The sequence below is a fragment of the Streptomyces antibioticus genome, assembly GCF_002019855.1.
Taxonomy (GTDB): Bacteria; Actinomycetota; Actinomycetes; order Streptomycetales; family Streptomycetaceae; genus Streptomyces; species Streptomyces antibioticus_B.
Window position 1 is genome coordinate 4,524,708 of sequence record NZ_CM007717.1, and the last position, 20,268, is coordinate 4,544,975.

The following is a 20,268-nucleotide window of genomic DNA, read 5'->3' on the forward strand; positions in this document are numbered from 1 at the left end:
GGCGGGGTGTGGTCCGCTGAGGGCGTGTATCTGCTTCCCGTGCCCGTGCGTCGGTTTGCCGCGTGGTGTGTCGTCGTTCTGGTGGCGTCCGGGGTGGGGTGGGTGGGGATTCGGCTCTGTGCGGTGTTCAGTACCGCTGTCACGCCTGTGCTGCTCGCGCTGCTCGGGACCGCGTTGTTGGGGCCGTTGTACCGGCGGATGGTGAAGGCTCGGGTGCCCAGGGCGGTGGCGGCCGGGTTGACCTGTGTCGCGGTGGTCGCCGTCGTCGGGGGTGCCGTGTACATCGTCGTCGCCGCGCTCATCGACACCGGTGACGAGATCATCGCCTCGCTGCGGCACGCCGCCGAGGGGATCGCGGAGCACTTCGGCGCCGCCGGGACCTCGCTCGACGACCTCGCCGCCAACTCCCGCGAGCTGCTGAGCCGGTTCGGCGGGACCGCCGCCTCCAACGTGATCAGCGGGGTGAGCGTGGTCGGCGAGGGGCTCGCCATGGCCGTGCTCGCGCTGCTGCTCGTCTTCTTCTTCCTGCGGGACTCCGACCGGGCCGTCGGCGCGCTGCGCTCCTTCGCCCCGCCGGGCACCGCCGACACCGTGGAGGCGATGGCCCGGCGCGCCTTCCAGGCGGTGGAGGGGTTCATGCGGGGGACGACGATCATCGCCCTCATCGACGCCCTGTGCATCACCGTCGGGCTGCTCGTCCTCGACGTGCCCGGTGCCGTCGGCCTGGGCGCCCTGGTGTTCGTGCTCGCGTACATCCCCTATCTCGGCGCGTTCCTGTCCGGCGCCGTCGCGGTGCTGGTCGCGCTCGCCGAGCGGGGGTTCGTGATCGCGCTGTGGGCGCTCGGCGTGGTGCTGGCCGTGCAGGTGCTGGAGGGGCATGTGCTCCAGCCGATGATCCAGAGCCGCACCGTCCAGATGCACCCCGCGGCCGTGATGCTCGCGATCACGGCCGGGGCCTCGGTCGCCGGCATCCTCGGCATGCTGCTCGCCGTACCGCTCACCGCCGCCGCCTTCGGCGTCCTGCACGAACTGCGGACCCGCTACGGCACCTCCGGCCCCTCCGGCCCCTCCGCCACCGCGGCGGAGGCCGGCGGCGGCTCGTAGAGCTCGAACCAGATGCTCTTGCCCTCGCCCCGCGGCGCGACCCCCCAGGTGTCCGCGAGCAGCTCGATGAGGACCAGCCCCCGCCCGGAGGAGGCCAGCTCGCCGGGCCGGCGCTTGTGCGGCAGATCGTCGCTGGTGTCGGTCACCTCCACCCGGATCCGGCGCTCCCCGGACGCCCCGGTCACCTCGGCGACGAGCAGCGCGTCGGCGTCCGTGTGGACCAGGACGTTGGTCAGCATCTCGGAGACCAGCAGCACCGCCGAGTCCACCTGGTCGTCGCTGTTCCAGTCGTGCAGCAGCTCGCGGAGCTGCTGCCGGCCCACCGCGACCCGCTCGGGCTCGGCCTGCGCCACGGTGAGCATCGTGCGCCGCACCGGCTGCCGAGCCGCCGCGCCGGAGTCGAGGCCGACGCCCGCCGCGCCGTGCCGGAAGAGCAGCAGCAGGGCGATGTCGTCCTCGCGCCGGTCGGCCAGCGGACCGGTGGTGTGGTGGGAGGACGGCCCGTGCACGGCCTGGACCAGGGAGTCGGCCAGGGTCTCCAGATCGCCCTCGTGGGTCTCCAGGATCTTGCGGATGCGCAGCCAGCCGGTGTCGAGGTCGTGCCCGCCGGTCTCCAGGAGGCCGTCCGTGCACAGCATCAGCGCCTCGCCGGGCTCCAGGGCGAGCCGGGTCGTGGGGTAGTCGGCGTCGGGGTCGATGCCCAGCGGCAGCCCGCCGGCCGTGGCGCGGAGCAGCACCGTGCCGTCGGTCATCCGCACGGCCGGGTCGAGATGCCCGGCGCGGGCGAACTCCAGCACTCCGGTCGCGGGGTCGACCTCGACGTACAGACAGGTCGCGAAGCGCACCTCGCCGCCGGGGTCGGCGTCGGTGAGGCCGTGGAAGAAGTGGGAGGCGCGGGAGAGGACGGCGTCGGGGCGGTGGCCCTCGGCCGCGTACGCGCGCAGCGCTATGCGGAGCTGGCCCATCAGCCCGGCGGCGCGCACGTCATGGCCCTGGACGTCCCCGATGACCAGCGCGAACCGGTCCGCCCCGGACCTCGAACGGGAGGTGCCGCCGGGCAGCGGGATCATGTCGTACCAGTCGCCGCCGACCTGGAGTCCGCCGCCGGTCGGTATGTAGCGGGCGGCCAGGGTCAGACCCGGTATCTCGGGGCCGAGCGTCGGCAGCATGGAGCGCTGGAGGCCGTCGGTCAGCTCGCGCTGGGTCTCGGCGGCGCCCGCCCTGGTCAGGGCCTGGGCGAGCATCCGGGCCACGGTGGTGAGCACGGACCGCTCGTCGGGGGTGAACGCGACGGGGTAGGTGAAGGCCGCCATCCAGGCGCCCATGGTGCGGCCGGCCACGGTCAGCGGCAGGAACGCCCAGGACTGCCGGCCGAAGTGCGAGGCCATCGGCCAGGTGAGCGGATAGCGCTCCTTGTACTGGCCCGGCGAGGACAGATACACGGCCCGGCCGGTGCGCACCACCTCGGCGGCCGGATAGTCGGTGTCCACCGGCATATGGGTGAAGGGGTTCTCGTCGCCGGGGCGCTGCCCGTGGTGGCCGATCACCGTGAGCCGGTCGCCCTCCACGCCGAAGACGGCAAGACCGTCCGGGGAGAAGCCCGGCATCGACAGCCCGGCCGCCACCCGCAGCACCTCCTCCGTGTCGCGGGCCTCCGCCAGCGCCCGGCCCGCGTCCAGCAGGAACGCCTCCCGTGAGCGCCGCCAGTCACCGGTGACGGCGGTCCGCCCGGCGGGGGTGCCGGGCCGGGGCTCGGTGACCTCCTGGAGGGTGCCGATCAGTTCGTACGCCCGTTTCACCGGGTCGAAGGACGGCTTGGAGCGGCTGCGCACCACCCGGATCACATGGCCGCGCTCGTCCATGATCCGGATCCGCACCTCGGCGAGGGTGGCCTCGGCCACCGCGAGCTGGACGACTCCGGTGATCTCGTTCCAGTCGACGGGGTGGAGCCTGGCCCGGGTCTGGGCCTCGGTGAGGACCGCCTCCTCGGCCGGCAGCCCGAGCAGTCGGGCAGCCTCGGCGTCGACCGTGACCAGCCCGGTGGCCGTGCTCCAGTGCCAGATACCGGTCGCGAGGGAGGCGAGCACCTCTCCCACGGCGGGCAGGGGCTCGTCAGTACGCATTGCCCCACTTTATGGAGACGGGAACAGCAAATGCCACCGATCGCCCCTGATCGCCCTCGGCCTATTGAGGAGAGGCGATCTCGGCCCGGCCGGTAGGCTGGGGTTGTTTCACGTGAAACGTGCCCTACACATGCCCCGACATGATCCCCGATCCGCGAAGACTGGATGAACGACGATGCATCGGTACAGGTCCCACACCTGCGGCGAGCTCCGCTCCTCTGACGTCGGCACCGACGTCCGGCTGAGTGGCTGGCTGCACAATCGGCGCGACCTGGGCGGCATCCTCTTCATCGATCTGCGCGATCACTACGGCATCACGCAGCTCGTCGCCCGTCCCGGCACGCCGGCCTACGAGGCCCTGGACAAGGTGACCAAGGAGTCCACGGTCCGGGTCGACGGCAAGGTCGTCTCCCGGGGCACCGAGAACGTCAACCCGGAGCTGCCCACCGGCGAGATCGAGGTCGAGGTCGGCGAGGTCGAGCTGCTCGGCGCGGCCGCCCCGCTCCCCTTCACGATCAACGCCGAGGACGGGGTCAACGAGGAGCGGCGCCTGGAGTACCGCTTCCTGGACCTGCGCCGCGAGCGCATGCACAAGAACATCATGCTGCGCACGGCGGTCATCTCGGCGATCCGGCACAAGATGACGGCGCTGGGCTTCAACGAGATGGCGACGCCGATCCTGTCCGCGACCTCCCCCGAGGGCGCCCGCGACTTCGTCGTCCCCTCGCGCCTCAACCCCGGCAAGTTCTACGCCCTCCCCCAGGCGCCGCAGCAGTTCAAGCAGCTCCTGATGATCTCGGGCTTCGACCGCTACTTCCAGATCGCCCCCTGTTTCCGCGACGAGGACGCGCGCGCCGACCGTTCGCCGGGCGAGTTCTACCAGCTCGACGTCGAGATGAGCTTCGTCGAGCAGGAGGACGTCTTCCGGCCGATCGAGCAGCTCATGACCGAGCTGTTCGAGGAGTTCGGCGGCGGCCGTCATGTCACCTCGCCGTTCCCGCGCATCCCGTTCCGCGAGGCGATGCTGAAGTACGGCTCCGACAAGCCGGACCTGCGCGCCCAGCTCGAACTGGTCGACATCACCGACGTGTTCGAGGGCTCGGAGTTCAAGGCGTTCGCCGGGAAGCACGTGCGCGCGCTGCCGGTGCCGGACGTCTCCGCCCAGCCCCGCAAGTTCTTCGACCAGCTCGGTGACTTCGCGGTCTCGCAGGGCGCGAAGGGCCTGGCCTGGGTCCGCGTCGCCGAGGACGGCTCGCTGACCGGCCCGATCGCCAAGTTCCTCACCGAGGAGAACGTCGCCGAGCTGACCAAGCGTCTGTCGCTGGCCGCCGGGCACGCCGTGTTCTTCGGCGCGGGCGAGTTCGACGAGGTCTCGAAGATCATGGGCGCGGTGCGGGTCGAGGCCGCCAAGCGCGCCGGGCACTTCGAGGAGGGCGTCTTCCGGTTCTGCTGGATCGTCGACTTCCCGATGTACGAGAAGGACGAGGACACCGGCGCGATCGACTTCTCGCACAACCCGTTCTCCATGCCGCAGGGCGGTCTCGAGGCCCTGGAGACCCAGGACCCGCTGGACATCCTGGGCTGGCAGTACGACATCGTCTGCAACGGCGTCGAGCTGTCCTCCGGCGCGATCCGGAACCACGAGCCGGAGATCATGCTCAAGGCGTTCGAGATCGCCGGCTACGACCGGGACACCGTGGAGGAGAAGTTCGCGGGCATGCTGCGCGCGTTCCGCTTCGGCGCCCCGCCGCACGGCGGCATCGCGCCCGGCGTCGACCGGATCGTCATGCTCCTCGCGGACGAGCCGAACATCCGCGAGACGATCGCCTTCCCGCTCAACGGCAACGCCCAGGACCTGATGATGGGCGCGCCGACGGAGCTGGAGGAGGCCCGCCTCAAGGAGCTGCACCTGACGGTGCGCAAGCCGCAGCCGAAGTAACCGCACCGCTTCACGGAGGGGCCGGAAATCGTCGCCGATTTCCGGCCCCTTTCGCGTGGATGCGGAAGGGTGAAGATCACTGCACCTCCGGCTCGTCCGGTGACGCCCCCTCCTCCAGGAGGCGTTCGGCGATGTCCGTCGACCACTCCTGGGCCCAGGCGCGCAGGGCGCCGATCTCGGGTTCCGTCAGGCCGTAGGCCGTGAACGCCGCGTCCGGGTAGTGGTCGGTGCCGGTCAGCCGGGCCTGGAGGGTGGGGAGGTCGAAGTCGTCGCGGGCGTGGCGGCGGCCCAGTTCCTCCAGGTCGGGGTGGGTGAAGCGGGCGGCGGCGGACCGGGCGTCGATCAGATCGACGGCCAGGCCGCGGTCGTACAGGGCACGGATCTTGGTGCCGACGGCGTCCGGGAGGGCGAGCGCCGGACCGTACGGGGTGGGGACGGGCGGGGACCACAGGGTCTCCTTGTGGAGCGCGAGCCCCAGGCCCGACACCTCCAGGTGCGCGGAGAGCGGGTCCGTGTCCCGTACGGTCGCCTCCCGGCCCCCGTCGGTGAGCGCCGCCGCCAGGGCCTCGGCCAGCCGCGGCATCGGTGCGGCGCTCTCCGTCGCCAGGTCCACGTTCGCGTGCGGGCGGCGCGGCAGACCGTGGGCCTCCAGCGCGTACCCGCCGGCCAGCGAGAAGGGCGCGGGTGCCGCGTCGAGGACGTCGGCGATGAGCTGGAGGGGCGGTTCGAGCAGGTGGGGCGGCATGATCGGAGCGTAGTGCGGGTGTGCCCCGGCCCGCCGGGATCAGCGCGCCACGAACTGCGTGAGGATCGCCTGCACCTCGTAGATGTCCACACCCTTGGTGAAGGTCTTCTCGATCGGCACCGAGGAGCCGGAGACCCAGATCTTCAGCTCGGCGTCGAGGTCGAAGGTGCCGGCGGTCTCCACCGCGAAGTGCGTGATGCTCCGGTACGGCACCGAGTGGTACTCCACCTTCTTGCCGGTGATCCCCTGCTTGTCGATCAGGATCAGCCGGCGGTCGGTGAACAGTATGGTGTCGCGGATCAGCAGGAACGCGGCGTGCACGGTCTCGCCGTGGCCGAACAGCCGCGCGTAGTCCTGCTGGGCCTGGTGGTTGTCGATCGGATGGGCGTTGCCGAAGAGCGCCATGAAATCTCCTTCAGATACCGGTGCCGGACGGGTGCTCAGAGCTGTTCGGTGGTTTCGCTCTCGTACCGTGGCAGGTCCCGGGTGGAGATCGTCCAGTCGGCGATGGTGACGTCCTCGCCGTAGACGAAGTCCTTGCGGGTGGCGTAGCGGGGGCCGTCGGGCGTGGAGTGGATGTCGCTGAGGACGGCGCCGTCGCCGGTCCGGGGGTCGAAGATCGCGTAGACGGGGATGCCGATCAGGGGGTAGTCGCGCAACTTGGTGACCCAGTCGTTGTCCGGGTTGGAGCGGGAGACGATCTCGACGGCGGCGATGAGCGTACGAGGGTCGAACGATCCCTGCCCCTCCATGTCCGCCTCGGCGATCACCATGATGTCGGGGCGGCGCAGGATGCCTTCGGGCACCAACTCCACGTCAGGCTCGCCCGTGTGGGCCACGATCTCCTCGGGCATGACCTTCTCCAGGCGTTTCCGGAGACGGAGCGTGGTGAGCTCGTGCGGCCGCACAGGCGACATCATGTCGAGGACGATTCCTTCTTTGGTGATCTCGAACTTGCCGGGGAGAGTGCCGTCCGTGGACTCCACGAAGTCGCGCATGGCCCGGTAGAGGTGGGTGGCGCCCTGCTGCGCGTTGTCCGGGGCGATGGTCATGGCGGTCGCTCCTCGTCTGTGCCCAGGGGCAAGGATCGTCGCTCTCATGCTAGGCGGCCTCCGCGAGGTCGGTTCGGCAGTCGCGGCAGTGGCCCGGTTCAGGGGCGCGGAAGGCGCGGTCGCAGCGGTCGCAGGTCTGGAAGGGGTGTCTGCGGTCCGGGGGTGGTGGGGCCGGTGGGCGGAACGGTGTTGGGGGCGGGAGTTGGGCGGTGAGGCGGTGGGCCAGGAGGGCGGCCGGGCGGATCAGGGGTTCCAGCGGCAGGTTCTCGGTCAGGGCGTGGCGTACGGCGGTGGGGGTGAGGTCGCGCTCCAGCCAGGCGGCGACACCGGGCGCGAGATGCTCGGCGTCGGTGGCGGAGAGGAGCAGACGGGGGTCGTGACGGCGGAGCCCGGCGAGGACGTCGACGGCCATCCTGAGCAGCTCGGGGGAGCTGTACCCGGGCTTCGGCACAGGTGGGAGCAGCCGCTTGCGAGGGGGCGGCTTCTCCGGTGCCGTGCGTCGGACGGGCCTGTCGGGGCTGTCGGCGGCGGGCCTGTGCCCCGGCCTGTTGCTGGAGACCGTGCGGGTGACGATCCGCCCGGTCGGCGCCCGTAAGCGGCTGCGGCGGAGGTAGCCGTGGGTTTCCAGTTCGCGGAGCGCCGCCGCGATACGGGTGGGGCCCTCCGGGAAGCGGGCGGCGAGGCTCTTGATGTCGATCGCCGTGCCCGGCCGCACGGACTGGATGTAGCAAGCCAGCCCGATCGCCAGTAGCGACAGCTCCCGGTGCTGGGCGAGGTCGTTGCCGATCACCGTGAAGTTCTCGGTGAGACGGACGTGGTCGTGGATCACGCCGGAGTTCGGGCGCCCGTGGGGGTGGTTTTTGCCCGGGATACGGGACTTGGCGGACGCGGGCGCGCTAGTGTTTTCGGTATCCATTCAGGAAGGCCCTAACTTCCTCGGTGGTCAGGCCCTCGCAGGGATCGCTACTCCCGGCGGGGGCCGACGCATGTCTGGGGTTGCTTCTTGCTGCGGTGAGCGTAAGGCAGGCAACCGGGTCCGAATCCAGCCCAGTTGGGCATATTCACTCGCGGGAGTGAGTTTGCGCGGCGGGAGGGAGGGGTGGGGCTTGGTGGGGTGCTTTATCTCCAGTGGGTGGTTCATAGGGAGCGCAGGTCGGACCGGGGTGTGGGGCGTCAGGCTTCGGTGATTCCGGTGCCGGGAGGGTGAGTTCGGCCCAGACCGTTTTGCGCGGGCGAAGACCCGGGGCGACCCCCCAGCGGTCCGCGAGAGCGGCCACGAGGGCGAGTCCACGTCCGGTCTCGCTGTCGGCGGGGGCCTCCCGAAGCTCCGGCAGCCGGTCACCGCGCGTGTCGGTCACCTCGATGCGGAGCGTTCCGCCGATGACGTACAGCAGGAGCCGGAAGTTGCGCCCGGAGACCTTGCCGTGGCCGGCCGCGTTGTTCGCCAGCTCGGCGACGATGTGCGCGGCCGGGTCTTGGGGCAGGCCCCAGGAACGCAGTTGCTCGGTGGCGAGGAGGCGGGCGAGACGGGCGCCGCGCGGAGTGGGCGACAGCAGGACGCTGAAGTTGCGGAAGTGGCAGTCGGGTTGGGCCGATTCTGGAATCACGTCACTCAGCGTGGCCGGATGCGCTTAGCGTGAGTAGTGACGACGCTGTTGCGTACGGTGACTGTCCAGGGCTTGTCCGGTGGTGTCCGGGCTTGTCGGGGCGGTGCGGGCGGGTAGGGCGTCGCGGTACGTGGCGTATCTACGGAGGGGCGCGCATGTCGGTGGACGGCGAGGTACGGCGGCTCAGGACCGAGGCGGACGAGCCGGGGTGGGAGGTGGACCCGGACGACGAGTGGGGCGTGGCCGTAGTCGCCACCGTGGGGCGGCAGTTGAAGCTGCGGCGGGAAGCGGTGGGGATGCGGGCCGGTGAGTTCGGGAAGGCGGTGGGGTACGGCGAGGATCTGGTCTACAAGATCGAGAGCGGCAAGCGGATTCCCCGGCCGGAGTATCTGGACATGGCCGACGAGGTGTTGGGGGCGGGTGGGCTGCTCGCAGCGATGAAGGAGGACGTGGAGAAGGTCCGGTACCCGAAGAAGGTGCGGGCCTTGGGAGAGATGGAGGCCAAGGCGGTCGAGATCGGTTTGTACGAGTGCAACAGCGTTCATGGGCTGTTGCAGACGCCGGACCATGCCCGCGCCTTGATCGAGGCGGCGCAGCCGCCGTACTCACCGGACGATGTGGAACGGATGGTCGCTGCTCGGCTGGCCCGGCAGTCGGTCTTCGGACGCGACCCGGTCCCATCCATTCACTTCGTCCTGGAAGAGGCGCCGCTGCGACGCCCGCTCGGAGGCACAATGGTCTGGCGACAGCAGCTCGAACATCTGCTGGAGGTAGGGCGGATGCGCAACGTCACGCTTCAGGTGATGCCGACGCGAGTCGAGGTCCATTCCGGATTGGACGGCAGGATCGAGCTGTTGAAGTTCGCTGACGGTACGGCGGTTGCTCGTTCCGACGGAGCGTTCAACGGTCGTCCGGTAACCGAACCGAGGCAGCTCCACATCCTTGAGCTGCGGTATGGCACCATCCGGGCCCAGGCTCTCCCACCATGGGAGTCGCTGGCCTTCATCGAGCAACTGCTGGGAGAAACATGATCCGCGAGGCCTCTGCCGGGGACGGCTCCGAACTGGTGTGGTTCAAGAGCAGCTACAGCAGCGGCAACGACGGTGAGTCCTGTGTTGAGGTGGCCGCCTCCCCAGGCACCATCCATGTCCGCGACTCCAAGTACCGAGACGCCAGCCCCCGCCTCGCGCTGGCGCCGGACGCTTGGACAGGCTTCGTGGCGTACGCGTCGGGAGCTGACGTTTCATGAGCGGCGTGTGGTTCAAGAGCAGCTACAGCAGCGGCCCTGACGGCGACTCCTGTGTTGAGGTCGCCCACACTCCCGGAACCGTCCACGTCCGCGACTCCAAGTACCCCGACGTCAGCCCACGCCTCGCTCTCACGCCGGAGGCATGGGCCGACTTCGTCGGGATCTACTGCGCGGGTTCGCCGCCGAAGCGCTCCTTGTAGGCCGCCAGGTCGTCGTCCGTCAGCTTGGCGAACAGGACCGGCGGGACGGTGAACGCCGTGCCGGCGGGGACGGCGGCCAGGGTCTTCGCCTCCTCCGGGGAGACCCAGGTCGCGGTGTCGTCGGACAGGGCGAACGCCTCGCGCATCACCTTCGCGCTGGCCGGGATGAACGGCTCGGACACCACCGCGTACAGGTGGATGAGGTTCATCGCCGTGCGCAGGGTGAGGGCCGCGCCGTCCTTGTCCGTCTTGATCTCCAGCCAGGGGGCCTTCTCCTCCAGGTAGGAGTTGCCCGCGGACCACAGGGCGCGCAGTGCGGCGGCCGCCTTGCGGAACTGGAGGGCCTCCATCTGCGCCTCGTACTCGGCGAGGAGTTCGGCGATCTGCTCGCCGAGCTTCGCCTCCGCCTCACCGGCCGCGCTGCCCTGCGGGACCTCCTCGCCGAAGCGCTTCTTGGAGAAGGACAGGACGCGGTTGACGAAGTTGCCCAGGGTGTCGGCGAGGTCCTTGTTGACCGTGGCCGTGAAGTGCTCCCAGGTGAACGACGAGTCGTCCGACTCGGGCGCGTTGGCGATCAGGAAGTAGCGCCAGTAGTCGGCCGGGAGGATGTCCAGGGCCTGGTCGGTGAAGACGCCGCGCTTCTGGGAGGTGGAGAACTTCCCGCCGTAGTACGTCAGCCAGTTGAACGCCTTGACGTAGTCGACCTTCTTCCACGGCTCGCGCACGCCCAGCTCGGTGGCCGGGAACATCACGGTGTGGAAGGGGACGTTGTCCTTCGCCATGAACTCCGTGTAGCGCACGGTGTCGTCGGCCTCGTACCACCAGGACTTCCAGTCGCGGTTCTCCGGGTCGAGGTCGGACCACTCCTTCGTCGCGCCGATGTACTCGATCGGGGCGTCGAACCAGACGTAGAAGACCTTGCCCTCGGCGGCCAGCTCCGGCCAGGTGTCGGCCGGGACGGGCACGCCCCAGTCCAGGTCACGGGTGATGGCGCGGTCGTGCAGCCCCTCGTTCAGCCACTTGCGGGCGATGGAGGAGGCGAGCTGCGGCCAGTCGGCCTCGTGCCGGGAGACCCACTCCTCGACCTCGTGCTGGAGCTTGGACTGGAGGAGGAAGAGGTGCTTGGTCTCGCGGACCTCCAGGTCCGTGGAGCCGGAGATCGCGGAGCGCGGGTCGATCAGGTCGGTGGGGTCCAGCACCCGGGTGCAGTTCTCGCACTGGTCGCCGCGGGCCTTGTCGTAGCCGCAGTGCGGGCAGGTGCCCTCGACGTACCGGTCCGGGAGGAAACGGCCGTCGGCGGGGCTGTAGACCTGCCGGATCGCGCGCTCCTCGATGAAGCCGTTCTCGTTGAGGCGGCGGGCGAAGTGCTGGGTGATCTCGACGTTCTGCGGGCTGGAGCTGCGGCCGAAGTAGTCGAACGCGAGTGCGAAACCGTCGTAGACGGCCTTCTGCGCGTCGTGCGCCTGCGCGCAGAACTCGTCGACCGGGAGGCCCTGCTCCTTCGCGGCCAGCTCGGCGGGGGTGCCGTGCTCGTCCGTGGCGCAGATGTACAGGACGTCGTGGCCGCGCTGGCGGAGGTACCGGGAGTACACGTCCGCCGGGAGCATGGACCCCACCATGTTGCCCAGGTGCTTGATTCCGTTGATGTACGGAAGGGCGCTGGTGATGAGGTGTCGAGCCATCGGGGGCTGCTCCCAGGTCGCTACGGGTACGAACCTTGAAATCGTAGCCGACGTGTGTATGCCGCCCGCCTCCCGTTTTACGGGGTGGGACGCGGGCGGCACACGGGTGGGACGGGGGCGGGGCCGGGGTTACGGGCGCCAGCCTGCGAGGACGCCCTCGTACAGCTCGGTGTCCGTCAGCTCGCGGGGGGTGGGGCCCGCGTGGAAGAAGGACGCGTTGGGGGTCTTGAGCTTGCGGAGGTAGTCGAACGCCTTGTTGTCGTGCTCACCGAAGGCGACGAAGGAGAAGAACACGGTGGGGTGGTTCTTCGCGGCGTCGTTGAGGGACTGGGTGGCCGGGGTCTTGGCGTCCGGGGCGCCGTCCGTCTGGAACACGACCAGGGCGGGGCCCTTCGGGTCCTTCGACTTCTCGTGGTGGCTGACGACGGCCTCGACGGCGGCGTGGTAGCTGGTACGGCCCATGCGGCCCAGGCCGGCGTGCAGCTCGTCGATCCTGTTCTCGGGGTCGGCCTGGGTCAGGTCGGCGGTGCCGTCGACCTCCGTCGAGAAGAAGACGACGTGGACCGTGGCGGCGGGGTCGAGGTGGGCGGCGAGGGCGAGGGTCTGGTCGGCGAGGGCCTGGGCGGAGCCGTCCTTGTAGTACGGGCGCATGGACGCGGAGCGGTCGAGGACGAGGTAGACGGTGGCCTTTGTGCCGGTTAGCTGCGCTGCGGCTAGGGCGGTTGCGGCGGGGTCGGTGGGGTCCGCGGCCTGTGCCTGTGCCTCGGCCTCGGCTTCGCCTTCGGCCTTGGTGTTCCCACCCGCACCACCCGTGCGGGTTGTGTTGTCGGGTGCGGGCTCCTCCGGGGGCGTCTCGACGTCGGCGGGTGCGGGTTCGGTGGCCTGTGCTTCGGCCTCGGCTTCGCCTTCGGCCTGGTCGTTCCCACCCGCACCACCCGTGCGGGATGCGTTGTCGGGTGCGGGCTCCTCGGAGGGCGACTCGCCGTCGGCGGCCGCCGGGTCCGTGGCCTCAGCCGTCGGCTCCGCCTCCGGCTCCGGTGCTGCCTCTTCGGCAGGAGTGACCTCGGCCGCAGGTGGAACCTCTGCGGTCGGCTCGGGCTCGGGCGCCACGGCCTCCGGCTCGGCGGCCGGCTCCGGGGCAGGCGTCGGCTCGGGCTCAGCTTCGGCCTCAGGCTCGGAAGCAGCCTCTACCTCCGCCGCAGCCTCCACCTCGGCCTCAGGCTCTGCTTCGGTCTTTGCCTCAGCCTCGGGCTTTGCCTCAGCCTCGGGCTTGGCCTCGGGCTCGGCAGTAGCCTCCGCCCCTACCTCTGCCTCGGGCTCAGCCGCAGCCTCCGCCTCGGGCTCAGCCGTGGCTTCGGGCTCGGGCTCGGCCGTGGCCTCAGCCTCGGGCTTGGCCTCGGGCTCAGCCGTAGCCTCCGCCTCCGCCTCTGCCTCGGGCTCAGCCGCAGCCTCCGCCTCTGCCTCGGGCACAGCCGCAGCCTCGGGCTCAGCCGCAGCCTCGGGCTCAGCCGCAGCCTCTGCCTCGGGCTCAGCCGCAGCCTCGGGCTCGGCCGTAGCCTTCGCCTCTGCCTTCGCCTCTGTCTCGGGCTTCGCCTCTGGCTTGGGCTCTGCCGCAGGTGTCGGCTCCGGGGGCGGGGCGGGCACCGTGATCTTGTCGAAGGCTGCTGAGACGAGTTCGTGGGTGTCGGGGGACTCCGTGCGGGGTTCCGGGACCGTGGGGGTCGGGGTTTCCTCCTCCGCCGGGGGGCGGCCCTGCGAAGGGACTTCCTCCGCCCCGAGGTCGCGCTCCTTGCGTGAGCGGCCGAAAGCGTTCCGAAGGCGAGTGAGAATGCCCATGCGCGCAACCCTTCGCGTGAGTTGAAGCCTCAATCCCTGGCCAGGACGGACACGTAAGGTTAGCGGCCTCTCGTGGCGATCTTCGGCAGGGGTGAGCAAGGGGGACAGGCGTGTGTCAACACCGCCTTCCGGACGCGTCCGGGGCCGGTCCAACACCCTTGTCGAACAAGGGCATTCACCCCTCGTTCACCTCGCGTCCGCGCCCACGCACGGCCACCCCCCTACCGTCACGTTCACATCACGGGCACGCAAGGGGAGAACAAAGGTGCGCAAGCTGCTGCCGCTCGTCGGAACGCCGTCCGATTCGCATCCCGGCGGTCGATCCGCCCTGACCTGTCGCTTCCGCTGTGGCGACGCCTGCTTCCACGAGGTGCCCAACACCAGCGACAACGAGTACGTCGGTGACGTCATCGCGGGTGCCCTGAGCCGTCGGGCGGTCATGCGGGCCGCGGCCGTCGTCTCCGTCGCCACGGGGGTGGGGGCGGGGGCCGTCGTTCCCGCCGCCGCGCACGGGGGAGAGGGGGAAGGGCGAAGGCGTAAACCGGCCAAGAAGCCGCAGGGGGCTCGTGGGCTGCGGTACTCCTCCGTCGCTCCCAACACCGCCGACGCCGTGACCGTGCCCGAGGGGTACCGGCAGAACGTCGTCGTCCGCTGGGGCGAGCCCATCCTGCGCGGAGCGCCCGCCTTCGACCCGGAGAAGCAGACCGCGGCGGCCCAGTCCGGACAGTTCGGGTACAACAACGACTTCCTCGCGCTGCTGCCGCTCCCGGGCGAGCACCGGCGCCAGCTCCTCGTCGCCAACCACGAGTACACCGACGAGGTGCTGATGTTCCGGGGCTACGACCCCGAGAACCCCACCCGCGAGCAGGTCGAGATCGCCTGGGCGGCGCACGGCCTGGGGGTCGTCGTCGTGGAGGAGGACCGCAGGACGGGCGCCCTGACCGCCGTACCGCGGCACCCCCTGAACCGGCGGATCACGGCCACCACCGAGTTCCGGCTGACCGGTCCCGCCGCGGGGTCCGAGCTGCTGAAGACGTCCGCCGACCCGACCGGCCGCAAGGTCCTCGGCACGCTGAACAACTGCTCCGGCGGCACCACGCCGTGGGGCACCACGCTGCACGGCGAGGAGAACTTCAACCAGTACTTCGCCAACGCCACCCGCGCCACCGACAAGCGCTACGGCCTCGGCACCGGCGCCACCGAGCGCAAGTGGGAACGCTTCGACCAGCGCTTCGACGTCGCCCGGGAGCCCAACGAGTCGCACCGCTTCGGCTATGTCGTCGAGCTGGACCCGTACGACCCGACCTCCACGCCCCGCAAGCGCACCGCGCTCGGCCGGGTCAAGCACGAGGGCGCGACCGTGCGGCTCACCGACGACGGCCGGCCCGTCGTCTACACCGGCGACGACGAGCGGTTCGACTACTTCTACAAGTTCGTCGGCAGCAAGCGGATGAAGAGGGGCGGTTCGCGGGCCGCGCGGGAGCACAACTCCACGCTCCTCGACGAGGGCACGCTCTACGTCGCCCGGCTCACCGGCGACTCCCCCGCCGTCGAGGTCGACGGAAGCGGCCGGCTCCCGGCCGACGGCGAGTTCGACGGCAGCGGGGAGTGGATCCCGCTGGCCACCTCCACCGCACGCGGCGCCGTCTCGCACGTGCCGGGGATGACCGCCGAGGAGGTGTACGTCTTCACCCGCCTCGCCGGTGACAAGGTGGGCGCCACCAAGATGGACCGGCCCGAGGACATCGAGCCCAACCCGCACACCGGCAAGGTGTACGTCGCCCTCACCAACAACACCAACCGCGGCACCGGTACGAACCCGGCCGCCGACGAGGCCAACCCGCGCAACGCCAACAAGCACGGGCACATCCTGGAGCTGACCGAGCGCCGGAACCGGGCCGACAGCACCCGGTTCGCCTGGTCGCTGTTCCTGGTCGCCGGTGACCCGAAGGACCCCGCCACCTACTTCGCGGGCTTCCCCAAGGACGAGGTCAGCCCGATCTCCTGCCCGGACAACGTGGCCTTCGACCCGCACGGCAACCTGTGGATCTCCACCGACGGCGCCCAGCTCGGCTCGCACGACGGCCTGTTCGGCGTGGCCACGCGCGGCCCGCGGCGCGGTGAGCTGAAGCAGTTCCTCACGGTGCCGGTCGGCGCCGAGACCTGCGGTCCGCTCGTGCAGGACCGGCGCGTCCTGGTCGCCGTCCAGCACCCGGGCGAGGTGAACGGCGCGTCCGTGGAGAAGCCGGCGAGCATCTGGCCCGACGGGCCGGGGAAGATCGTCCGCCCGGCGGTGGTGGCGGTGTGGCGGGCGGACGGCCGGGACATCGGCGTCTAGGGCACCCCCGGCCGTATCAGACCGCGTGCAGGGTGAGGTCCACCAGCAGGGAACGGTGGTCGGTGCCGGCCGGGTCCAGGAAGCGGGCCCGGCTCGCCGAGAACTCCTCGGACACCAGCACATGGTCGATCTGCGCGCCGAAGGGCGGCGCGGTGTCGCTCGGCCAGCTCGGTTCGCGGCCCGCGCCGGACAGCCGGGCCGCGTCGCGCAGCCCGGTGTCGAGGATGCGGCGGAAGGCGGCGTGGTCCTGGGAGGCGTTGAAGTCGCCGGCCAGGACCAGCGGGCCGTCGTCGTGCCGGGCGGCGAAGGCGCGCAGCCGGCCCAGTTCCTCCTTCCACAGGGAGACCTGGCGGGGCAGCGGCGGCTTGGGGTGGGCGAGCTGGAGCCGTACGGCGTGCCCGTCGACGTCGGCGACCGCCCCCGGCATGCCCATCCGGCCGGGGACACCGGCGGCGGCCGTCAGCGGGAAGCGGCTGAGGATGATCGACCCGACGGAGGTGTCCCCCTCCACCGCGCGCCGGTACGGGTAGGCGCCGCCGACCTCCCGCTTCAGCCGGGCCTGGCAGGTGTACTCGCACTCCTGCACGAACACGATGTCCGGCCCGGCGCTGCGGATCAGCGGGATCAGGGCGCCGGTGGCCCAGCCGAACTCCACGTTGGAGGTGAGGACGCGCAGCCGGGCGAGCGCCGGTCCGCCGGGCTCGCCGCCGGGGCCGTACGGCCGGACGCACCAGGCGAGCAGGGCGAGGACCACGACGCCCCAGATCAGTCCGCTCCACCAGCGGGCGAGCAGGGTGAGCGCCACGGCCAGGGCGGCGGGGACCAGCAGCCACGGCAGAAAGGCCAGCGTCTGCGGTACGGGGGTGACGGCGTCGGTGTCGGCGAGCCGGCAGCCGACGACCACGCTCACCGCGCCGAGCAGCGCTGCCGCGCAGGAGACGGCGAGCAGCCGTGTCCGGTGACCCATCAGTCTCCCCCGCGCCTCTTCGTCCTGCCGAAAGGCTATGCCCCGATCCGGGCCAGGAACCGGCCCAGCGCCGCGTCGAACTCCGCGGGCCGTTCCAGGTTGGGCAGATGGGCCGCGCCCGGGATCACGCACAGCTCGGAGTCGGGCAGGGCGGCGTGCATGGCCTCGGCGTCGGAGACCGGGGTGAACTCGTCGTCGGCGCCGACCACGACCAGGGCGGGCACGGTGACGCGGGTCAGCAGGGCGCGGTAGTCGGGGCGTTCGGCGCGGCCGAGGAGGGCGGCCGCGGCGCCCTCCGGGGAGGTGGCCGTCATCATGCGGTGGACGTGCGCCTTCACGTCGGGGTCGGCGTAGGGCGCGACCATCTTCTCCAGCACCTCGTCGGCGTAGCCCCGCATGCCCTCCGCCAGCAGCCGGTCGGCCGCCTCGCGGCGCGCGATCTTCCCGGCGCTCGTCTCCGCCGCCGGGAAGGTGTCGGCGAGGACGAGTCCGCGGACGCGGTCGCCGAAACGGTCGTAGCACTCCATGGCGATCTGGCCGCCCATGGACAGTCCGGCCAGGACGAAGGTGTCCACGCCGAGCGTGTCGAGGAGTTCGCGGATGTCCTCGGCGAAGCGGGAGAGGGGGGTGACGCCGGGGAGGACCGGGGAGGCGCCGTAGCCGCGCAGGTCGGGGGCGACGACGCGGCGTTCGGCGGAGAACGTCTCGATCTGCGGGGCCCACATGGTGCGGTCGAAGGGGTGGCCGTGGACGAGGACGAGGGGCGGGAGAGATGAATGCTGGCCTTTGTCCTCATATGCGAGGAAGGGGGGTGATGCCATGTCTGTGACCCTAGGTCGGGCGCTCTTCTCGGTGCAATAAGATCTTTGCCCTCGGTGCAATCGACGACGACGGTGGGGTGCGGGCACGTATGCGGGATTTCCGGGTCATCGCCGACCGCATCGCGGAGGACATCGCCGCCGGGCGCCTGCGGCCCGGCCAACGGCTGCCTCCACAACGGTGGTTCGCCCGTCGCCACGGCATCGCCCCCTCGACGGCGGGGCGGGTCTACGGCGAACTCGTGCGCAGGGGGCTGGTGGTGGGCGAGGTGGGACGCGGCACGTTCGTCCGGGCCGCGCCGCCGGAACCGCACGGGCGGGGGCTCGTGGAGCCGACGGCTTCCGCGCCCGCCGTCAACCTGGAGCTGAACTACCCTTCCGCGCCGGGCCAGTCGGAGCTGCTCGCCCCCGCCCTCGCCCCGCTGCTGCGGCCGGACGTGTTCACGCGGGCGATGCGGCCCGCCGCGGCGGACGGCACGTCGGAGGCGCGGGCGGCCGCCGCGAGCCTCCTCGGGCTGCCCGGCCGGATCCTCTTCACCGGCAACGCCCGTCAGGCGATCGCCGCGGCGCTTGCCTCTCTGGTCCGGCCCGGCGGGCGGGTGGGGGTGGAGGAGCTGACGTATCCGCTGGTCAAGGAGATCGCGGCGCGGCTGGGGATCGTGCTGGTGCCGCTGCCGAGCGACGAGGAGGGGGTGCGGCCGGACGCGGTCGTCGCGGCGCACCGTGCCGCGTCCCTCTCGGCGCTGTATCTCCAGCCGGCGCTGCACAATCCGACGTCGCTGGTCACTTCGGAGCGTCGGCTGTCCGAACTGGGGTGTGTGGTAAACGACTTGGGCGTTCCGGTGGTGGAGGACCGTATCTGGTCCTTCCTGCGGCCGGAGGCGGTGCCGCTCGCCGTGTATGCGCCGGGGCTCACGTATGTCGTGGACGGGTTGTCCAAGCGGGTCGCGCCGGGGCTGACGGTCGGCTTCCTCGTCGTACCGGAGCACCGGGGCGATGCCGTGGCGGCGGCGGTGCGGTCGGGTGGCTGGAGTGCGGCGGGGTTCGCGCTGGAGGCGGCGGTGCGGTGGATCGAGGACGGGACGGTTGCCGAGCTGGTCGCTCGGAAGCGGGTGGATGCGGGGCGGCGGCAGGGGGTTCTTGCGGAGTGTCTGGGGGGCGTGGGGGTTCGTACGGGGCCGCATGCCTACTTCGCCTGGTGGGAGCTTCCTTCGCCCTGGCGGGCCGACACCTTTGCCGCGGCCGCGGCCGCCCACGGCATCTCTCTCACCCCCGGCACGGCCTTTACGGTTGCCCCGCGCCGCACGCCGACCGCGGTCAGGCTCGGCCTGGCGTCGGCGCCGCTGCCTGAACTGGCCGGGGCGTTGAGGAGGCTTGCGGCGCTGGCCTCTGCGGGGCCGTGTTGAGGCGGCTCGGCCTCGGCTTCGCCCTCGGCCTCGGGTGTTCCCACCCGCACCACCCGTGCGGGTTGTTTGTATGGTGCGGGTTTCTCGATGGGCGACTCGCCGTCGGCGGCTGCGGGTTCGGTGCCGGTCGTGCGGGTGCGTGGGGTCAGGCGTGGACTCGGGTTGGTTCTGGGGGTGGGGTGGCGGGGATCGGTGGGACTTCGCGGAGCGGGCGTCGGGTGGGGAGGTGGGTGGTGAGCCAGGTGGCTGCCGCTGTGGTCAGGCCCAGGGTCAGGAGGAGCCAGGACGCGGTGCGGAGGGGGGACGTCAGGGTGTCGTAGACCGCGGCCGTGACCGCGCGGTGGGACGGGTCGGGGAGGTCGGTGAGGGTGAGGTGGCGGCCGATCGCGATCGCGAGGGCGAGGAACGCGCCGCCGAGCGCGGTGCCCAGCGCGGTCGCGGTGAGGGCGCGGCGGCGGCACGCGGCGACGGCGATTCCCGTGACCGCGAACAGGACGGCCGCCGCGGGCAGCCAGAAGGAGGCGATGTCGAGCACGTGATAGCCCTTCCGCAGGGCGGGCAGTTCGTCGGGGGGTACCAGCACCACTTCGCGGTGTTCGACCGGGAAGCGGTCGGCGAAGGGCACGTGGTCGGCGGCGAGACGGTCCCTCAACGGGGCGGTGACCGCGGCCAGATCGAGGGTGGCGGCGCGTTCCCCGTCGGAGCGCAGGGCCCGGAGGACGGCGGTGTGCGCGGCCGTGTTGCCCGCGTCCCACGCGGCGTGGAAGGCGGGGGTGCCGGTGAAGGAGCGGACCGCGTCCCGCACCAGGTCCCGGTCCATGCCGGAAGCCTGGGCCAGATCGTCACCGACCGTGTCCGCCACGGCGTCCCGGACCGCGGGCTCGGAGGCCAGCGGCGCCATCGTGGTGACGTACCGTCCGGTGTCGCCCAGGCCGTGCACCGCCCAGACCGCCAGCGTGCCGAACGGCACCAGCAGGCAGGCCAGAGCGATCAGGACGGCCGAGACGGCGGTCCGCAGGCTTCGGGACACCCGGCTTCGGGACACCCTCCCAGGCAACAGCCGCCCGCCGGACCGCGCGAGCGGTGCTGGGCCGCCCGGGTGCGAGGCGGCCCCCACCCCGTCGGAGCTGGGGTTTCGGGCCCTCCACGCCGCCTCGGGTGGAGGCTTCACCCGAACGGGTGTTACCTGGTTCTGGGGAGAA

General features: G+C 71.3%; 18 protein-coding genes. 7 read left to right on the forward strand and 11 right to left on the reverse strand.

Going from position 1 to position 20,268, the window contains the following annotated elements:
- Positions 1-24: 24 nt before the first annotated feature.
- Positions 25-1,104 (forward strand): AI-2E family transporter, encoded by a 1,080-nt coding sequence (locus AFM16_RS20430; protein ID WP_078637031.1) that lies wholly within the window; start codon positions 25-27, stop codon positions 1,102-1,104.
- Here AFM16_RS20430 and AFM16_RS20435 read toward each other — a convergent pair.
- Positions 1,041-3,227 carry an ATP-binding SpoIIE family protein phosphatase gene (locus AFM16_RS20435; protein WP_078634195.1) on the reverse strand — a complete coding sequence of 729 codons (2,187 nt, stop codon included), beginning with the start codon at positions 3,225-3,227 and terminating at the stop codon, positions 1,041-1,043. The genes AFM16_RS20430 and AFM16_RS20435 overlap by 64 nt on opposite strands.
- A gap of 175 nt (positions 3,228-3,402) precedes the next feature.
- Here AFM16_RS20435 and aspS point away from each other — a divergent pair, with 175 nt between their 5' ends.
- Positions 3,403-5,166: an aspartate--tRNA ligase gene (gene aspS, locus AFM16_RS20440; RefSeq protein ID WP_030781614.1), complete on the forward strand. Its 1,764-nt coding sequence runs from the start codon at positions 3,403-3,405 to the stop codon at positions 5,164-5,166.
- A 76-nt stretch (positions 5,167-5,242) separates the two neighbouring features.
- Here the strand turns inward: aspS and AFM16_RS20445 are convergent, their stop codons facing one another.
- The 5 genes from AFM16_RS20445 to AFM16_RS20465 all read right to left on the reverse strand — a co-directional run bounded on the left by AFM16_RS20445 (position 5,243) and on the right by AFM16_RS20465 (position 8,570).
- Positions 5,243-5,911: a hypothetical protein gene (locus tag AFM16_RS20445; RefSeq protein WP_030781617.1), complete on the reverse strand. Its 669-nt coding sequence runs from the start codon at positions 5,909-5,911 to the stop codon at positions 5,243-5,245.
- A 39-nt stretch (positions 5,912-5,950) separates the two neighbouring features.
- Complete coding sequence (locus AFM16_RS20450) at positions 5,951-6,316, reverse strand: PH domain-containing protein (protein WP_030781620.1); 366 nt, start codon at positions 6,314-6,316, stop codon at positions 5,951-5,953.
- A gap of 35 nt (positions 6,317-6,351) precedes the next feature.
- Positions 6,352-6,963, reverse strand: a complete 612-nt coding sequence (locus AFM16_RS20455) for a Uma2 family endonuclease (RefSeq protein WP_078634196.1) — start codon at positions 6,961-6,963, stop codon at positions 6,352-6,354.
- A 49-nt stretch (positions 6,964-7,012) separates the two neighbouring features.
- The gene (locus tag AFM16_RS20460) at positions 7,013-7,879 is read right to left on the reverse strand and encodes a helix-turn-helix domain-containing protein (protein ID WP_078634197.1); all 867 of its coding nucleotides are present in this window, start codon (positions 7,877-7,879) and stop codon (positions 7,013-7,015) included.
- Between the two features lie 145 nt (positions 7,880-8,024).
- Positions 8,025-8,570 (reverse strand): ATP-binding protein, encoded by a 546-nt coding sequence (locus AFM16_RS20465; protein ID WP_179123291.1) that lies wholly within the window; start codon positions 8,568-8,570, stop codon positions 8,025-8,027.
- Between the two features lie 155 nt (positions 8,571-8,725).
- Between AFM16_RS20465 and AFM16_RS20470 the strand changes: the two genes are divergently transcribed.
- The 3 genes from AFM16_RS20470 to AFM16_RS20480 are packed head-to-tail and all read left to right on the forward strand — an operon-like array spanning position 8,726 to position 10,019.
- Positions 8,726-9,601, forward strand: coding sequence for a helix-turn-helix domain-containing protein (locus AFM16_RS20470; protein WP_078634199.1), 876 nt, complete (start codon positions 8,726-8,728; stop codon positions 9,599-9,601).
- Complete coding sequence (locus tag AFM16_RS20475; protein ID WP_078634200.1) at positions 9,598-9,819, forward strand: DUF397 domain-containing protein; 222 nt, start codon at positions 9,598-9,600, stop codon at positions 9,817-9,819. Before AFM16_RS20470 ends, AFM16_RS20475 begins: the two co-directional genes overlap by 4 nt.
- Positions 9,816-10,019 (forward strand): DUF397 domain-containing protein, encoded by a 204-nt coding sequence (locus AFM16_RS20480; protein WP_078634201.1) that lies wholly within the window; start codon positions 9,816-9,818, stop codon positions 10,017-10,019. Before AFM16_RS20475 ends, AFM16_RS20480 begins: the two co-directional genes overlap by 4 nt.
- Here the strand turns inward: AFM16_RS20480 and metG are convergent.
- Both metG and AFM16_RS20490 read right to left on the reverse strand, forming a co-directional pair.
- Entirely contained in the window at positions 9,983-11,701 is a 1,719-nt protein-coding gene (gene metG / locus AFM16_RS20485) for a methionine--tRNA ligase (RefSeq protein ID WP_078634202.1), read from the reverse strand. The genes AFM16_RS20480 and metG overlap by 37 nt on opposite strands.
- A 129-nt stretch (positions 11,702-11,830) precedes the next feature.
- On the reverse strand, positions 11,831-13,537 hold the full coding sequence (locus AFM16_RS20490) for a VWA domain-containing protein (protein ID WP_078634203.1): 1,707 nt from the start codon (positions 13,535-13,537) through the stop codon (positions 11,831-11,833).
- Between the two features lie 265 nt (positions 13,538-13,802).
- Here AFM16_RS20490 and AFM16_RS20495 point away from each other — a divergent pair, with 265 nt between their 5' ends.
- Positions 13,803-15,875, forward strand: coding sequence for a PhoX family protein (locus AFM16_RS20495; RefSeq protein WP_078634204.1), 2,073 nt, complete (start codon positions 13,803-13,805; stop codon positions 15,873-15,875).
- Positions 15,876-15,891: 16 nt separating this feature from the next.
- On the opposite strand, the gene AFM16_RS20500 is transcribed toward AFM16_RS20495, so the two are convergent.
- The gene (locus AFM16_RS20500) at positions 15,892-16,842 is read right to left on the reverse strand and encodes an endonuclease/exonuclease/phosphatase family protein (protein WP_030781651.1); all 951 of its coding nucleotides are present in this window, start codon (positions 16,840-16,842) and stop codon (positions 15,892-15,894) included.
- A 35-nt stretch (positions 16,843-16,877) separates the two neighbouring features.
- A complete protein-coding gene (locus AFM16_RS20505) occupies positions 16,878-17,663 on the reverse strand; it encodes an alpha/beta fold hydrolase (RefSeq protein ID WP_078634205.1) in 786 nt (261 codons plus the stop codon).
- Between the two features lie 89 nt (positions 17,664-17,752).
- Here AFM16_RS20505 and AFM16_RS20510 point away from each other — a divergent pair, with 89 nt between their 5' ends.
- A complete protein-coding gene (locus AFM16_RS20510; RefSeq protein WP_078634206.1) occupies positions 17,753-19,066 on the forward strand; it encodes an aminotransferase-like domain-containing protein in 1,314 nt (437 codons plus the stop codon).
- 145 nt (positions 19,067-19,211) lie between these two features.
- Here the strand turns inward: AFM16_RS20510 and AFM16_RS20515 are convergent, their stop codons facing one another.
- Positions 19,212-20,096 carry a hypothetical protein gene (locus tag AFM16_RS20515; RefSeq protein WP_078634207.1) on the reverse strand — a complete coding sequence of 295 codons (885 nt, stop codon included), beginning with the start codon at positions 20,094-20,096 and terminating at the stop codon, positions 19,212-19,214.
- Positions 20,097-20,268: the final 172 nt, after the last annotated feature.

What these genes read in the sequence shown, in the direction of transcription:
- AFM16_RS20435 (WP_078634195.1), bottom strand. Translation starts at nt 3,227, where the DNA reads ATGCGTACTGACGAGCCCCTGCCCGCCGTGGGAGAGGTGCTCGCCTCC.
- aspS (WP_030781614.1), top strand. Translation starts at nt 3,403, where the DNA reads ATGCATCGGTACAGGTCCCACACCTGCGGCGAGCTCCGCTCCTCTGAC.
- AFM16_RS20445 (WP_030781617.1), bottom strand. Translation starts at nt 5,911, where the DNA reads ATGCCGCCCCACCTGCTCGAACCGCCCCTCCAGCTCATCGCCGACGTC.
- AFM16_RS20450 (WP_030781620.1), bottom strand. Translation starts at nt 6,316, where the DNA reads ATGGCGCTCTTCGGCAACGCCCATCCGATCGACAACCACCAGGCCCAG.
- AFM16_RS20455 (WP_078634196.1), bottom strand. Translation starts at nt 6,963, where the DNA reads ATGACCATCGCCCCGGACAACGCGCAGCAGGGCGCCACCCACCTCTAC.
- AFM16_RS20460 (WP_078634197.1), bottom strand. Translation starts at nt 7,879, where the DNA reads ATGGATACCGAAAACACTAGCGCGCCCGCGTCCGCCAAGTCCCGTATC.
- AFM16_RS20470 (WP_078634199.1), top strand. Translation starts at nt 8,726, where the DNA reads ATGTCGGTGGACGGCGAGGTACGGCGGCTCAGGACCGAGGCGGACGAG.
- AFM16_RS20475 (WP_078634200.1), top strand. Translation starts at nt 9,598, where the DNA reads ATGATCCGCGAGGCCTCTGCCGGGGACGGCTCCGAACTGGTGTGGTTC.
- AFM16_RS20480 (WP_078634201.1), top strand. Translation starts at nt 9,816, where the DNA reads ATGAGCGGCGTGTGGTTCAAGAGCAGCTACAGCAGCGGCCCTGACGGC.
- metG (WP_078634202.1), bottom strand. Translation starts at nt 11,701, where the DNA reads ATGGCTCGACACCTCATCACCAGCGCCCTTCCGTACATCAACGGAATC.
- AFM16_RS20490 (WP_078634203.1), bottom strand. Translation starts at nt 13,537, where the DNA reads ATGGGCATTCTCACTCGCCTTCGGAACGCTTTCGGCCGCTCACGCAAG.
- AFM16_RS20500 (WP_030781651.1), bottom strand. Translation starts at nt 16,842, where the DNA reads ATGGGTCACCGGACACGGCTGCTCGCCGTCTCCTGCGCGGCAGCGCTG.
- AFM16_RS20505 (WP_078634205.1), bottom strand. Translation starts at nt 17,663, where the DNA reads ATGGCATCACCCCCCTTCCTCGCATATGAGGACAAAGGCCAGCATTCA.
- AFM16_RS20510 (WP_078634206.1), top strand. Translation starts at nt 17,753, where the DNA reads ATGCGGGATTTCCGGGTCATCGCCGACCGCATCGCGGAGGACATCGCC.